The sequence below is a fragment of the Lysobacter brunescens genome (assembly GCF_042677005.1).
GTDB classification, from domain to species: Bacteria; Pseudomonadota; Gammaproteobacteria; order Xanthomonadales; family Xanthomonadaceae; genus Lysobacter_I; species Lysobacter_I brunescens.
In genome coordinates this window covers 101,174-113,776 of record NZ_JBHTIF010000003.1, presented here as the reverse complement: position 1 = coordinate 113,776, position 12,603 = coordinate 101,174, and the positions used below count along the sequence as shown (strand labels likewise).

14 protein-coding genes and 3 tRNA genes are annotated in these 12,603 nt (G+C 67.1%); 8 read left to right on the top strand and 9 right to left on the bottom strand.

Features of this window, described 5'->3' with window-relative positions:
• Position 1: 1 nt before the first annotated feature.
• On the top strand, positions 2-253 hold the full coding sequence (locus ACFQ0E_RS14460; protein WP_137852734.1) for a SemiSWEET transporter: 252 nt from the start codon (positions 2-4) through the stop codon (positions 251-253).
• On the opposite strand, the gene ACFQ0E_RS14455 is transcribed toward ACFQ0E_RS14460, so the two are convergent.
• The 5 genes from ACFQ0E_RS14455 to ACFQ0E_RS14435 are packed head-to-tail and all read right to left on the bottom strand — an operon-like array spanning position 234 to position 2,530.
• Positions 234-818: a DUF998 domain-containing protein gene (locus ACFQ0E_RS14455; RefSeq protein ID WP_386824982.1), complete on the bottom strand. Its 585-nt coding sequence runs from the start codon at positions 816-818 to the stop codon at positions 234-236. The two genes, ACFQ0E_RS14460 and ACFQ0E_RS14455, sit on opposite strands and share 20 nt — an antisense overlap.
• The gene (locus tag ACFQ0E_RS14450) at positions 815-1,033 is read right to left on the bottom strand and encodes a helix-turn-helix transcriptional regulator (protein ID WP_386824980.1); all 219 of its coding nucleotides are present in this window, start codon (positions 1,031-1,033) and stop codon (positions 815-817) included. Before ACFQ0E_RS14450 ends, ACFQ0E_RS14455 begins: the two co-directional genes overlap by 4 nt.
• Entirely contained in the window at positions 1,030-1,458 is a 429-nt protein-coding gene (locus ACFQ0E_RS14445) for a hypothetical protein (protein ID WP_386824978.1), read from the bottom strand. The genes ACFQ0E_RS14450 and ACFQ0E_RS14445 overlap by 4 nt, the downstream gene beginning before the upstream one ends.
• The gene (locus ACFQ0E_RS14440; RefSeq protein WP_386824976.1) at positions 1,455-1,895 is read right to left on the bottom strand and encodes a hypothetical protein; all 441 of its coding nucleotides are present in this window, start codon (positions 1,893-1,895) and stop codon (positions 1,455-1,457) included. The genes ACFQ0E_RS14445 and ACFQ0E_RS14440 overlap by 4 nt, the downstream gene beginning before the upstream one ends.
• Entirely contained in the window at positions 1,892-2,530 is a 639-nt protein-coding gene (locus tag ACFQ0E_RS14435; RefSeq protein WP_386824975.1) for a hypothetical protein, read from the bottom strand. Before ACFQ0E_RS14435 ends, ACFQ0E_RS14440 begins: the two co-directional genes overlap by 4 nt.
• Before the next feature lie 169 nt (positions 2,531-2,699).
• Here ACFQ0E_RS14435 and trxA point away from each other — a divergent pair, with 169 nt between their 5' ends.
• The 7 genes from trxA (at position 2,700) to ACFQ0E_RS14400 (ending at position 10,330) form a co-directional block, all read left to right on the top strand.
• On the top strand, positions 2,700-3,575 hold the full coding sequence (gene trxA / locus ACFQ0E_RS14430; RefSeq protein ID WP_386824973.1) for a thioredoxin: 876 nt from the start codon (positions 2,700-2,702) through the stop codon (positions 3,573-3,575).
• Between the two features lie 19 nt (positions 3,576-3,594).
• Positions 3,595-4,053 (top strand): DUF4442 domain-containing protein, encoded by a 459-nt coding sequence (locus ACFQ0E_RS14425; RefSeq protein WP_386825396.1) that lies wholly within the window; start codon positions 3,595-3,597, stop codon positions 4,051-4,053.
• Between the two features lie 198 nt (positions 4,054-4,251).
• The gene (locus ACFQ0E_RS14420) at positions 4,252-6,306 is read left to right on the top strand and encodes a bifunctional serine/threonine-protein kinase/formylglycine-generating enzyme family protein (RefSeq protein ID WP_386824971.1); all 2,055 of its coding nucleotides are present in this window, start codon (positions 4,252-4,254) and stop codon (positions 6,304-6,306) included.
• 99 nt (positions 6,307-6,405) lie between these two features.
• Entirely contained in the window at positions 6,406-7,086 is a 681-nt protein-coding gene (locus tag ACFQ0E_RS14415; RefSeq protein ID WP_386824969.1) for a DUF502 domain-containing protein, read from the top strand.
• Positions 7,083-7,853 carry a queuosine precursor transporter gene (locus tag ACFQ0E_RS14410; protein ID WP_386824967.1) on the top strand — a complete coding sequence of 257 codons (771 nt, stop codon included), beginning with the start codon at positions 7,083-7,085 and terminating at the stop codon, positions 7,851-7,853. Before ACFQ0E_RS14415 ends, ACFQ0E_RS14410 begins: the two co-directional genes overlap by 4 nt.
• 132 nt (positions 7,854-7,985) lie before the next feature.
• A complete protein-coding gene (locus ACFQ0E_RS14405; protein WP_386824965.1) occupies positions 7,986-9,803 on the top strand; it encodes a DUF885 domain-containing protein in 1,818 nt (605 codons plus the stop codon).
• 101 nt (positions 9,804-9,904) lie between these two features.
• Positions 9,905-10,330, top strand: a complete 426-nt coding sequence (locus ACFQ0E_RS14400; RefSeq protein WP_386824963.1) for a nuclear transport factor 2 family protein — start codon at positions 9,905-9,907, stop codon at positions 10,328-10,330.
• 9 nt (positions 10,331-10,339) lie between these two features.
• On the opposite strand, the gene ACFQ0E_RS14395 is transcribed toward ACFQ0E_RS14400, so the two are convergent.
• From ACFQ0E_RS14395 to ACFQ0E_RS14380, 4 genes are all read right to left on the bottom strand, one after another.
• Positions 10,340-11,968 carry an FMN-binding glutamate synthase family protein gene (locus ACFQ0E_RS14395; RefSeq protein WP_386824961.1) on the bottom strand — a complete coding sequence of 543 codons (1,629 nt, stop codon included), beginning with the start codon at positions 11,966-11,968 and terminating at the stop codon, positions 10,340-10,342.
• A 178-nt stretch (positions 11,969-12,146) separates the two neighbouring features.
• Positions 12,147-12,229: transfer RNA gene (locus ACFQ0E_RS14390), tRNA-Leu, on the bottom strand.
• A gap of 106 nt (positions 12,230-12,335) precedes the next feature.
• Positions 12,336-12,409, bottom strand: a tRNA-Cys gene (locus ACFQ0E_RS14385).
• A 112-nt stretch (positions 12,410-12,521) separates the two neighbouring features.
• Positions 12,522-12,597, bottom strand: a tRNA-Gly gene (locus tag ACFQ0E_RS14380).
• Positions 12,598-12,603: the final 6 nt, after the last annotated feature.

Here is a 12,603-nt window from a genome sequence, read left to right as displayed (position 1 = left end):
CATGTCGATGGAATGGGCCGGCTACACCGCCGCCGCGATGACCACCCTCGCCTTCGTGCCGCAGGCATGGCAGACCATCCGCACGAAGGACACCCGCAGCATCTCGCTGGGCATGTACGTGGTGTTCACCGCCGGGATCGCGATGTGGCTGGTCTACGGCATCGCGCTGGGTTCCATGCCGATGATCCTCTCCAACATCGTCACCTTCCTCCTGTCTGCGACGATCCTGGGACTCAAGCTGAAGCACGGTTGAGTCGCGGCGCCAGCGCGACCCACAGCAGCCAGGCCACGAAAGCCGCTCGCGGTGCGAACGCCGCGAGCGCGCCCGGCCAGGGCGGCAGGGCAAGCAGCGGCACGGCGATGGCCATCGCCACCGAGGCGATGCGCAACCCGCGCGAAGGCGCCGCCCAGCCCAGCAGCAGCGCGCCGCTGGCGCCTGCGATCCACCACAGGGTCCAGGCCAGCGCATGCAACGCATTGGATGCCGCGCCGACATCGCCCGGATCCAGCGGCAGCAGGCCCTGCGCGGCGAAGGCAAGGCCGGACAGGGTCATGAGCTGGATGCCGATCCGCGCAGGCCAGCGCGCATCCGCCGAAAGCGCCGAGCGCAGGCGCCACATCGCGATCACAGCGAGCGCCCCCGGCACGACGAAGGCGCAGAGATTGAATGCCATCGCGCGCGGCACGCCCTGCGCGCCAAGCAGCGCAAGCGGGAACTCGCGGTGCGAGTAGCCGTCGAGCAGTAGCGCGAACACGACGGCCGCGCACAGGTGCAAGGCCAGCGCGACGGCGCCGATGAGGTTCGATCCGCGCATCATTCCGTCTCCTTCCACTGGAACACATCCTCGACGCCGACTCCGAATGCGCGCGCGATGCGGAACGCCAGCTCCAGCGAAGGCGCGTAGCGTCCGGCCTCGAGGGCGATGATGGTCTGCCGGGTCACGCCGCAGGCCTGCGCCAGCCCTTCCTGGGTCATCTCGCCATGATCGAAACGCAGCCGACGGATCTGATTGGCGATGGGAGGCGCGGTCATCGGCGATCCCGCCAGTGATGGAACACGGTGACGGCCGCCTCGAACGACATGGCGAACATTGCGCAGGCAATCGTGTAGAACGTCAGCCAGTCCGCTTCGCGCGTGATCGCTCCCTCCGGAACCGCCGTACCACTCATGATCATGGGGCTGACCAACACGATCACGATCAATGCAAAAAGCGCATTTCTCGCCGCAACTCCGGAAATGACCCGGTCGCGTTCATCCTCCTCGATGCCCTTGCGTCGACGCACTATTCCGTGCATCAGAAGAAACAATGCGACGAAGACATTCAGCATCCCGCGAATGCCATCCCAGCCCTCTTCGCCAAACATCTGTTCTGACGAGAACAGCTGCCAGCAGAGGTAGGCAAGAAACGCCATACCCAAGCCAAGACGCCACCATGCCGCCTGTTCATGCTTGTTCATTCGACCTGCCTCCGGTCACGCACGTGAAGGAACACGGTGACCGAGGCCTCCACCCAGATCGCAAATGTAAGGCATGCGTTGATGTAGAACTCCGCCCAATCCAGGCGAAACGTGACCGCCTCTTTCGCGCCCAATATGGCCTCGAAGAGTACGATCGGCGTCATGACGACAATCACGACCACCGCGATGAGCGCAACCCGGGTCGCGGTCATGGTGATCGCACGGTCGCGCTCATCCTGATCGATCCCCTTGCGCCGCTGCAAATACCATGCTGACAGCCAGATCAAGACGATGAAAGAAAGCATTGAAGCCGTTCGGTAATACATGGCAGTGCTGATGGCTTCCTGGTCTGCAAGGAACAGCACCCAGAGCAGATAGGCGCCATATACACCAGACAAACCCAGGCGCCACCACGCGGAAATCTCGTGCTTGCTCATGCCATCGCCCTCCTGTCACGCCAGTAGTACGCCAACGTCGCCGCGTACTCGCACAGCCAGCCCCACATCAGCGCGAACACCAGCAGGTTGCCGATCATCAGCGGCGTGGCCCAGTCGAGGCGGTCCGCAGGCGTGAAGCCGAGCATCACCGCGATGCCGATGATGCAGACGATCAGCGCGCCACGCCCCCAGCCTGCCGCTTCGACGGCGATCTCGCGATCGCGCTCGTCCGCCTCGACCACACCTTTCAGCCGCGATGCCAGCACCTGCGACAGGATCGTCCAGGCGATCAGCAGCAGCACGAGGTTGCGACCGACCGCGCTGGCGCCGTGGTTGTACGGAAACGCGGCATCGTTGAAGACGTGCATCTTCGACAGGAAATACGCGATGGCAACCAGGGTGAAGCCGGCACCGACCCGCGCCTTCCATTCGGCCGGCGACGCCGAGCGGGCCAGGGCCTCGCGCGGCAGGCGCGACACGGCGTAGAGCAGGCCCCAGGCGCTGCCGACCAGCAGCGCCATGCCCAATGTTCCGGTGTCCCAGCCGAACAACCGATCCGGCCCGGCCAGCAGCAGCCACAGCGCCACACCTGCCAGAACAATCAACCCCCAACGCCAGCCATCCCAGCCTTTCATGTGTCACTCCAAGCAGACGAAATGTAATGTAGAGATTACATCCGACTTTCCCCATGTCAAGTACACCAGACATTGATCGCCGACAGGCGGTTGGAATCGCTCGGATCGGCCTTGGAAATGCCTGTCGCTGGCACAATCTCGGGCCGATCACCTTCAGGAAGCCACCTTCATGTCCGCCACCACGCCCCACGTCTTCGATGCGACCGCCGAAGGGTTCGAAACCGATGTCCTGAAGCGCTCGATGGAGACCCCGGTCCTGCTCGATTTCTGGGCGGAGTGGTGCGGCCCGTGCAAGACCCTCGGCCCGATCCTCGAAAAGCTGGCCGACGAGTACAACGGCGCCTTCGTGCTGGCCAAGGTCGATGTCGAAGCCCAGCAGGAGCTGGGCGCGGCCTTCCAGATCCGCTCGATCCCGACGGTCGTCCTGGTCAAGGACGGGCAACTGGTCGACGGCTTCCAGGGCGCCCTGCCCGAGGGCCAGCTGCGCGAATTCCTGAAGCACCACGGCATCCTGCCGGGCGAGGTCGAACCGGCGCCCGTGGTCGAGGAAGCCCCGGCACCGGCTGCGATCGATCCCATGGCCGAGGTCACGCGCCTGCGCGAGGCCATCGCACAGGAACCCGACAAGGTCGAACTCAAGCTCGATCTCGCCCTGGCCCTACTCCAGGCCGGCGAGGCGCAGGAAGCCGGGCGCCTGCTCGACGCCCTGCCCGCCAACCTCGAGACCGACGATCGTGCCGTGCGCGGCCGCGCCCGCCTCGGCTTCGCCGCCCTGCTCAAGGACGCCCCCGGCATCGACGCGCTGCAGGCCGCCATCGCCGCCGACGAGAACGACCTGCACGCCCGCCACCTGCTGGGCGTGCACCACATCGTCGCCGGGCGCTCGGAGGACGGCCTGGAGCAGTTCATGGAAATGCTCCGCCGCAACAAGCAGTACGAGGACGGCCTGCCGCGGAAGGCCCTGATCGACGCCTTCCGCGTCGTCGAGGATGCCGATCTGGTCGGCCAGTACCGCCGCAAGATGTCGGCGCTGCTGCTGGTCTGACCCGGGGATGCTCCTGTCGCTGAAGCCACGCGCGCTGCGGCGCGTGATGAACCTGTGGCCGCCGTTCCTGTTCAGCGGCGTCCATGTGCATCGGATCGCCGGGGACTGGCGGTCCGCCGAGGTGCACCTGCGCTCGCGCCCGTGGAACCGCAACTACGTCGGCGTGCACTTCGGCGGCAACCTGTTCTCGATGACCGACCCGTTCTGGATGCTGCTGACGATGAACGCGCTCGGCGGCGACTTCATCGTCTGGGACAGGGCCGGCGAGATCGAATTCCTCAAGCCCGGCAAGGGCCGGGTGGTCGCCCGCTTCGTGCTGGACGACGCGACCCTGGACGAGATCCGGGCCGCCACCGCCGATGGCGGGAAGCACCTGCGCTGGATGGAGACCGAGGTGGTCGACGCAGCGGGCGATGTGGTCGCCCGCGTGCGCAAGCAGCTGTACATCCGACGCAAGCGGGACGACACCCGCAGCTGAGCTCGCCATCGCCGCCCCGCCCGACGCGACAGGGATCACCCGATCGCGCTCGTTCCGGGCAGCGGACCGGAAAAATGCGCCAAACGCTTCGATCGTCGGTATTCGCGCGAGGACTGGGTCACGGATTCACGCGAACCTGCCGATTCACTCGCCGTGCCGGCTTGGGTATTCTCGACGGGTGAGCAGGGGGAGTGCTACATGGGTTCCACACAGAAGGACAAGGAACACCCGCAGGAGCCGTTGCCGGAGATCACCGGCTACAAGCTCGTGCGGGTGCTCGGGCATGGCGGCATGTCGACGGTGTACCTCGGCCAGCAGCTGTCGCTGGGCCGGAACGTCGCCATCAAGATCATGCGTCCGGAGGTCGTCACCGACGATGTCGGGCGGCGACGCTTCGACAACGAGGCGCGCACCGTCGCGCGCCTCGACCATCCGCACATCGTGCGCATCCACGATTTCGGCCGCACCAAGGACGGGCAGCCCTACCACGTGATGCCGGTGTTCCCGCGTGGACACCTGGGCAAGCGCAACCTGACCCGCGACGAGGCGCGGATCCGCCAGATCCTGGAAGCCCTGCTCTCCGCCCTCGCCTACGCGCACAGCCGCGGCGTGGTGCACCGCGACGTGAAGGCCGAGAACGTGCTGTTCGACGAAGCCGAACGGCCGATGCTGACCGATTTCGGCATCGCGCTGCGTCGCGGCTACGGCTCGCGCGTGACCACGGCCGGCATGGCGGTCGGCAGCACCGCGTACATGGCGCCGGAACAGGCGCGGGGCACCGAGGTCGACCTGCGCGCGGACCTGTACAGCCTCGGCGTGCTGGCCTGGGAAATGCTGACCGGCAGCCTGCCCTATCAGGCGGACGATGGCCTGTCGATGGTGCTCAAGCACGCCCAGGACCCGATCCCGCGCCTGCCGCCGCACCTGGCGCACTGGCAGCGCTTCTTCGATCGCGCGCTCGCCAAGCAGCCCAACGACCGCTACAGCGATGCGCAGGAGATGCTGGAAGCGATGCGCAATGTGCCGCACGCCGAACGCGAACCGATGCGCGCCGCGATCGCGCGCCTGCGCGCCCGCTTCGGCCTCCGCCAGCTCGCCGTGGCGGCCCTGGTCGTGGGTGTGGTGGCCAGCGGCATCGTCGCGCTGTATCGCATGGACCAGCGCAATACCCAGGAAACCCTGGCGCGGATGATGAACGGTAATGCCTCCGCGACGTCGACCGACACGCCGGGCGTCGACCTCAGCCGCAGCGCGCCGCTGCCCGATCCCTCCGAAGCGATCCTGCGCGGCGCACCGGAATCGGCCGCGCAGAAATACATCACCGCCGCCGAGCAGCAGCTGCGCAGCGGCCGCCTGACCAGCCCCGCCGGCGGCAATGCCTACGACAGCCTGATGCTGGCCTGGCGCACCGATCCGAGCCACATCGCGCTGCCCGAGGCCAGCACCCGGCTGCTCACCGCGCTGGGCAACGACGCCGACCGTCGCCTGCGCAACGGCGAGGACACTGCCGTGCGCGACATCGTGAGTCGCATGCAGCGCCTGGCCGAACAGGACCGCGCGCGCGGCCTGCCGGTCATGGTGCAGCTGCGCAAGCGCATGGGCGATTCGCTGTCGTCTGCGATGACGCAGGCCGAAGCGCAATTCAATCGCGATGCCGCACAGAAGATCGTGACCTCCGCGAAAAGCCTCGGCCTGGACCGCGCCCAGGTGGCCGCGCTGCAGACCCGTGCCGGCAGCATCGCGCAACCGGGCGATCGCGTGGCCGATGCCCTGGGCGAGATGACCCTGGTTGCAGGCAGCGGCAACAAGCTCGTCGCCATCTCGCGCAGCACGGTGACCCGCGAGAACTACGCCGCATTCGCCAAGCTCACCCAGCGCAAGCCGGCGCTGTGCCGCGAAAAGGCCTCGCTGCTGCGCGTGCTGGCGCCGCGCACCTGGGAAACGCCCGGATTCGAGCAGGCGAACAGTCACGCCGTGGTCTGCGTGTCCTGGCAGGACGCCGACGCCTTCGCGCGCTGGCAGAGCCAACGCACCGGCCATCGCTATCGCCTGCCCACGGCGTCCGAAGCCCAGGCCGCGGGCTACGGCAGCGGCGGCAAGCAGGTCTCGGAATGGCTCGGCGAATGCAGCGGCAGCGGCTGCGTGCGGCGCATGGCGAGCGGCCGGAGCTGGCGCGGTGCCGGCGGCGGTCGCCCGCTGGATGCCGGACGCGGCTACGACGACGTGGGCTTCCGCCTGGTGCGCGAGCTGTAACCGCAGCACCGGCAGCGGGTCTCGCCATCGGCCCGCTGGGTTGCGCACGGCGCACGATCGGCCGGTCGCATGGCGCGCGCCTGCCCGTACAATCGCGCCATGTCTTCTCCCACTTCGTTCAACCGCCGCCTGCAGCGGCTGTTCATCACAGGCCTGCTCACCCTGCTGCCGATCTGGCTGACCTGGGTCGTGGTGAAGTTCGTGTTCCTGCTGCTGTCGGAGATCAGCCGGCCGATCATCGAGCCCATGCTCGCCAATCTCGCCACGGCCGGCGACCTGGCCTGGCTGGTGCAGCCCTGGGTACGCGGTGCGCTTGGCGTGCTGGCCACCATCGGCGTGATCCTGCTCTCGGGCTTCATGGCGCGCCGCGTGATCGGCAAGCGCCTGCTCGCCTGGTTCGAATCGCTGATCCAGCGCATCCCGCTGGCCAGCACCATCTACGGCAGCGCGCGCAAGCTGCTGGACATCCTGCAGACCAAGCCCGACGGCACCCAGCGCGTGGTGTTGATCGACTTCCCGCACACCGAGATGAAGACGCTCGGCTTCGTCACCCGGGTGATGCGCGAACACGGCACGGGCCGCGAACTCGCCGCCGTCTACGTGCCGACCACGCCGAACCCCACCTCCGGCTATCTCGAGATCGTGCCGGTCGAGAAGATGACGCCCACCGACTGGACCGTCGACCAGGCGATGAGCTTCATCATCAGCGGCGGCGCGGTCGCGCCGGACTACATCCCCTTTTCCGCGCCCGCCAGCCCGCAAACGGACACCACGCCATGAGCTTCCGCCTGTTCGACGACCGCGCGACCCGCCTGTTCATCGTTCTGGCCGCGTTCTTCTGCGTCAACACCGTCCTCGCCGAGTTCATCGGCGTGAAGATCTTCGCGCTGGAGGACACCCTCGGCATCGCACCGATGGAATGGAACCTGTTCGGCCAGACCGGTTCGCTCAGCTTCACCGCCGGCACCCTGCTGTGGCCGATCGTGTTCGTCTTCACCGACGTCATCAACGAGTTCTACGGCAAGCGCGGCGTGCGCATGATCTCCTGGGTCGCGGTCGCGCTGATCCTGTACGGCTTCGTGTTCGCGTTCGCCGCGATCCACCTCGCCCCGGCCGGCTGGTGGGTCGGCGCCGCCCAGGACCAGGGCGTGCCGGACTACCAGAAGGCCTTCGCCGCCGTGTTCGGCCAGGGCCTGTGGACCATCGCCGGCTCGGTGGTCGCCTTCCTGCTCGGCCAGCTGATCGACGTGTCGGTCTTCCATCGCATCCGCCGCGCCACGGGCGAGAAGCACGTCTGGCTGCGCGCCACCGGCTCCACCGCGGTCTCGCAGCTGATCGACAGCTTCGTCGTGCTGTACATCGCCTTCGTGCTCGGGCCGCAGCAGTGGCCGACCTCGCTGTTCCTGGCGGTCAGCTCCGTGAACTACGCCTACAAGATGGCCGCCGCGATCGCGATGATCCCGCTGATCTACCTGATCCGGCGCGGCATCACCGCCTATCTCGGCGCCGAGCGCGCCGCGCAGCTGCGCCACGACGCCGCGCACTGAACGCGCAGGCAGCCGCCGGCGCGTGACCTTTGGCCGATGCCCGCTCCCCCGCTCCCGGGGGACGCTTGCGCTCGTCCCGTCCCGGCCTCCCGACCGCCGACGGCCCCCGAACGCACGTTTCCGGAGCCCCGCATGTCCGCCTTCACCCGCCAGTCCCTGCTCGCGATCGCCGTCGCCGCGAGCCTGATCGCCATCGCGCCCGCCGCACCGGCCCGGGCCGCACAGCCCGCGCAGGCCGCGACCTCGGAATCCAAGGCCCAGCGTCTCGACCGCCTCTATGCCGAGTACTGGGAAGAGACCCTCAAGCTCAGCCCGATCCAGGCCACGCTGCAGGGCGACCCTCGCTACAACGACCAGATGCCCGATTTCTATTCGGCCCAATTCCGTACCGATGCCATCGCCTTCAGCGAGCGCTGGCTGAAGAAGGTCGAAGCGATCGGCCCGGCCGGCCTGCAGGGGCAGGACCTGCTCAGCTACGAGATCTTCGTCGAGGATCTCCGGGATTCGCTCGAAGCCGAGAAATATCCCGGCTGGATGCTGCCGGTGAACCAGATGGGCAGCCTGGTCACCTACGCCGCGATGTTCGGCTCGGGCACCGGCCCGCAGCCGTTCAAGACCGTGAAGGACTACGAGAACTGGCTGGCGCGCGGCAACCGCCTGCCGGTGCTGATCGACAGCATGATCGGCAACATGCGCGAAGGCATGAAGGCCGGCGTGGTGCAGCCGCGCGCGCTGATGGTGAAGGTGGTGCCTCAGATCGACGCGCTCACCAACGACGACCCGACCAAGACCCTCTTCTGGGGCCCGATCCAGTCGATGCCCGCCGATTTCAGCGAAGCCGACAAGGCCCGCCTGACTGCGGCCTACCGCGACATGATCGGCAAACAGGTCATGCCCTCGTTCCGCAAGCTGCGCACCTTCCTCGCCGACGAGTACATGCCGGCGACGCGCGACACGGTCGGCCTGGACAAGATCCCCGGCGGCGCCGAGTGGTACGCGTTCAACGTGCGCCAGAGCACCACCACCGACCTCACGCCTGCGCAGATCCACCAGATCGGCCTGGACGAAGTCGCGCGGATCCACGGCGAGATCCGCAAGATCATGGCCGAGGTCGGCTTCAAGGGCTCGCTGCAGGACTTCTTCAAGTTCATGCGCGAGGACAAGCAGTTCCAGTACCCGTCGGAAGAAGCGCTGCTGAAGCATTACCGCAGCCTGGAGGCGAAGGTGAACGTGCGCATCGGCGAACAGTTCTCGCTGATGCCGAAGGCCGGCTTCGAGATCCGTCCGGTGGAAGCGTTCCGCGCCAAGTCCGCCGCCGGCGGCTCCTACCAGGGGCCGAGCGAGGACGGTTCGCGCCCGGGCATCTTCTACGTCAACACCTACGACCTGCCGACGCGCAAGACTTGGGATGCCGAGGACCTTTACCTGCACGAAGCCGTGCCCGGCCACCACTTCCAGATCGCGCTGCAGCAGGAGCTTAAGGGCGTGCCCGCCTTCCGTCGCTTCGGCGGCGAAACCGCGTTCTCCGAAGGCTGGGGCCTCTACGCCGAATCGCTGGGCAAGTCGCTGGGCGTGTACGAGAACCCGTACGATCATTTCGGCTACTTGCAGAACGAGCTGTGGCGCGCGATCCGCCTGGTGACCGACACCGGCCTGCACAGCAAGGGCTGGAGTCGCGAGCAGGTCATCAAGTACATGCTCGACAACTCCGCCGAGAGCGAAACCCAGTCCACCGCCGAGGCCGAGCGCTACATCGCCTGGCCGGCGCAGGCACTGGCCTACAAGATCGGCGAGCTCAAGATCCAGGAACTCAAGCAGCGCGCACGCAAGGCGCTCGGCGCGAAGTTCGACGTGCGCGAGTTCCACGCGGAAGTGCTGAAGGACGGCGCAGTGCCGCTGTCGGTGCTGGAGGCGAAGATCGACCGCTGGATCGCGTCGAAGAAGGCCTGATGCGTCCACGCATCCGTGCAACCACCGGGGCCGCCTTGCTGGCGGCCCTGCTTGTTGTCCCTGGCGCGCGTGCCGCAGGAATCGCCGGACCGGAGCACACCGTGTCCTCGCTGTGGCGCGCGATGTCGCACGAGGCCGGTGCCGCGGCCGATGTCGTGACCCTGCGCGGGATCTTCCATGCGGACGCGGTGATCTTCGGCAGCCGCGTGCGCGAAGGACACCCTTCGCTCAGGCGCAGCAGCGCCGGCGACTTCCTCAAGGCGCTCGAACCGGTCGGCGAAGCCGGCTTCCATGAATGCGAGATCGCGCGCGACATCGAGACCTACGATCGCTTCGCCACGGTCTACAGCGTGGTCGAATCGCGCACCGACGCATCGGCGAAGACGCCCGATTTCACCGGCGTGAACAGCCTGCAGCTGTACCGCGACGACGACGGCTGGAAGATCGTGTCGCTCTACTACCACGTCGGCCCGGCCGGGCTGTCGATTCCAGGCGCGGATGGCCGCTCGGGCAACTGCCTGGACTGACGAAGCCGCTCAGCGCGACTTGCTGCCGCGCATCCGCAGCATGCCTTCCGGCGGCGCGAAGGCATCGCTGCGCGCCATCGCCCAGTAGTCGCGGAACACGGCGTGTTCGCTCACTCCGCCGGCGAGCAGCTCGCCCGGTTCGAGGAAGCGATACAGTGCGGCCAGCGAGCGGACTTCGATCGGCGACACACGGCGCAGGATGTGCTCGGGCCCCAGCTGCGAGGGATGTTCCAGTCCCGCCGCGCACAGCAGTTCCTTCAGCGCGTGCAGCGTGTGGCGATGGAAGCGATGGACACGCATCGACTTGTCGTCGACATCGAGGTTGCGCCAGCGCGAGGGATCCTGCGTGGCGATGCCGGTCGGGCAGCGGCTGGTGTGGCAGCTGTGCGCCTGGATGCAGCCCAGTGCGAACATGAAGCCGCGCGCGGCGTTGCACCAGTCCGCGCCCATCGACAGCGTGCGCGCGATGTCGAACGCGCTGGCGATGCGCCCTGCCGCGCCGATCTTCACCCGATCGCGCAGGTCCAGGCCGACCAGGGTGTTGTGCACCAGCATCAGCGCCTCATGCATCGGCACGCCGACGTGGTCGATGAACTCCGCCGGCGCCGCGCCGGTGCCGCCCTCGCCCCCGTCGACGACGATGAAGTCCGGCAGGATCCCGGTCTCGCGCATCGCCTTGGCGATGCCGAACCATTCCCAGGGATGGCCGATCGCCAGCTTGAACCCGGTCGGCTTGCCGCCCGAGAGTTCGCGCATGCGCGCGACGAATTCCAGCAGCCCGATCGGCGTGGAGAAGGCCGAGTGCCGCGCCGGCGACACGCAGTCGACGCCCATCGGCACACCGCGTGTCGTCGCGATCTCCGCGCTGACCTTCGCCGCCGGCAGCACGCCGCCGTGGCCGGGCTTGGCACCCTGCGACAGCTTCAGCTCGATCATCTTCACCTGCGGGTCGCGCGCGTTCGCGGCGAAGCGCTCATCGCTGAAGCTGCCGTCGTCGTTGCGGCAGCCGAAGTAGCCGCTGCCGATCTCCCAGACCAGGTCGCCGCCGTGCTCGCGGTGGTAAGGCGAGATCGAGCCTTCGCCGGTGTCGTGGTAGAAACCGCCGCGCTTCGCGCCGGCGTTCAGCGCTCGGATCGCGTTCGCCGACAGCGAACCGAAGCTCATCGCCGAGATGTTGAAGACGCTGGCATCGTAGGGCTGCGCCGATCCGCTGCCGATGCGGATGCGGAAATCCTCGGAGTCCACCTGCGCCGGCAGCATCGAATGGTTCACCCACTCGTACTCGTCGCCGTAGACATCCTGCTGCGTACCGAACGGACGCGTGTCGTTCACGCCCTTGGACCGCTGGTAGATCAGCGCGCGCTGCTGGCGCGAGTACGGCACCTCGGCGGTGTCCGACTCGATGAAGTACTGGCGCATCTCCGGACCGATGGACTCCAGCCCGTAGCGGAAGTGCGCGAGGATCGGATAATTGCGGCGCAGCGTACTGCGCGTCTGCAGCAGATCCAGCGTGCCGAGCAGCGTGAAGGCACCGAAGAGGCCGATCATCCAGGCCCAACCGCTGCCTCCGAAGACCGTGGCCGCAATCGATAGCGCGGTCAGCAACCAGGCAGCGGCATAGGTGGCATAGCGCGACATTCTGGTTCCCCTTCGACACGAGGGTGACAAACGCGTCGCAACGCGCGGACGAACCCCACGACCGGATTTGGTGTTGTGCCCGGGGTGGGACTCGAACCGCGCCTCCTCAGCAATAAGCCATGGTGGCGACAAACGCGTCGCAACGCGTGGACGAACCCCACGACCGGATTTGGTGTTGTGCCCGGGGTGGGACTCGAACCCACATCGCCTTGCGGCGGGGGGATTTTAAGTCCCCTGCGTCTACCGTTTCGCCACCCGGGCGGCGCGCATAGCGTGCCTGAGCGGCACCCAGAATGGAAACCACCTGTGAGAAGCGCAGGCAACAAAAAACCCGCCGAAGCGGGTTCTCGTTGACGCTGCTGAAACTTGGAGGCCTGGGTCGGAATCGAACCGGCATTGACGGATTTGCAATCCGCTGCATAACCACTCTGCCACCAGGCCGGTGACTGCATTGTGAGGCCGATCCGATGACGGAATCAATCCTCGTGGACCCAACTTCCCGATGGGCCCTCTTGAAACAACAAACCCCGGCGAACCGGGGTCTGCTTGAAACTGGAGCGGGAAACGAGACTCGAACTCGCGACCTCAACCTTGGCAAGGTTGCGCTCTACCAACTGAGCTATTCCCGCAGAAGA

Bases quoted from the DNA above. Each gene is read 5' to 3' on its own strand.
- ACFQ0E_RS14450 (WP_386824980.1), bottom strand. From the start codon at position 1,033: ATGACCGCGCCTCCCATCGCCAATCAGATCCGTCGGCTGCGTTTCGAT.
- ACFQ0E_RS14405 (WP_386824965.1), top strand. From the start codon at position 7,986: ATGTCCGCCTTCACCCGCCAGTCCCTGCTCGCGATCGCCGTCGCCGCG.
- ACFQ0E_RS14415 (WP_386824969.1), top strand. From the start codon at position 6,406: ATGTCTTCTCCCACTTCGTTCAACCGCCGCCTGCAGCGGCTGTTCATC.
- ACFQ0E_RS14395 (WP_386824961.1), bottom strand. From the start codon at position 11,968: ATGTCGCGCTATGCCACCTATGCCGCTGCCTGGTTGCTGACCGCGCTA.
- ACFQ0E_RS14455 (WP_386824982.1), bottom strand. From the start codon at position 818: ATGATGCGCGGATCGAACCTCATCGGCGCCGTCGCGCTGGCCTTGCAC.
- ACFQ0E_RS14445 (WP_386824978.1), bottom strand. From the start codon at position 1,458: ATGAACAAGCATGAACAGGCGGCATGGTGGCGTCTTGGCTTGGGTATG.
- ACFQ0E_RS14435 (WP_386824975.1), bottom strand. From the start codon at position 2,530: ATGAAAGGCTGGGATGGCTGGCGTTGGGGGTTGATTGTTCTGGCAGGT.
- ACFQ0E_RS14420 (WP_386824971.1), top strand. From the start codon at position 4,252: ATGGGTTCCACACAGAAGGACAAGGAACACCCGCAGGAGCCGTTGCCG.
- ACFQ0E_RS14460 (WP_137852734.1), top strand. From the start codon at position 2: ATGTCGATGGAATGGGCCGGCTACACCGCCGCCGCGATGACCACCCTC.
- ACFQ0E_RS14440 (WP_386824976.1), bottom strand. From the start codon at position 1,895: ATGAGCAAGCACGAGATTTCCGCGTGGTGGCGCCTGGGTTTGTCTGGT.
- trxA (WP_386824973.1), top strand. From the start codon at position 2,700: ATGTCCGCCACCACGCCCCACGTCTTCGATGCGACCGCCGAAGGGTTC.
- ACFQ0E_RS14410 (WP_386824967.1), top strand. From the start codon at position 7,083: ATGAGCTTCCGCCTGTTCGACGACCGCGCGACCCGCCTGTTCATCGTT.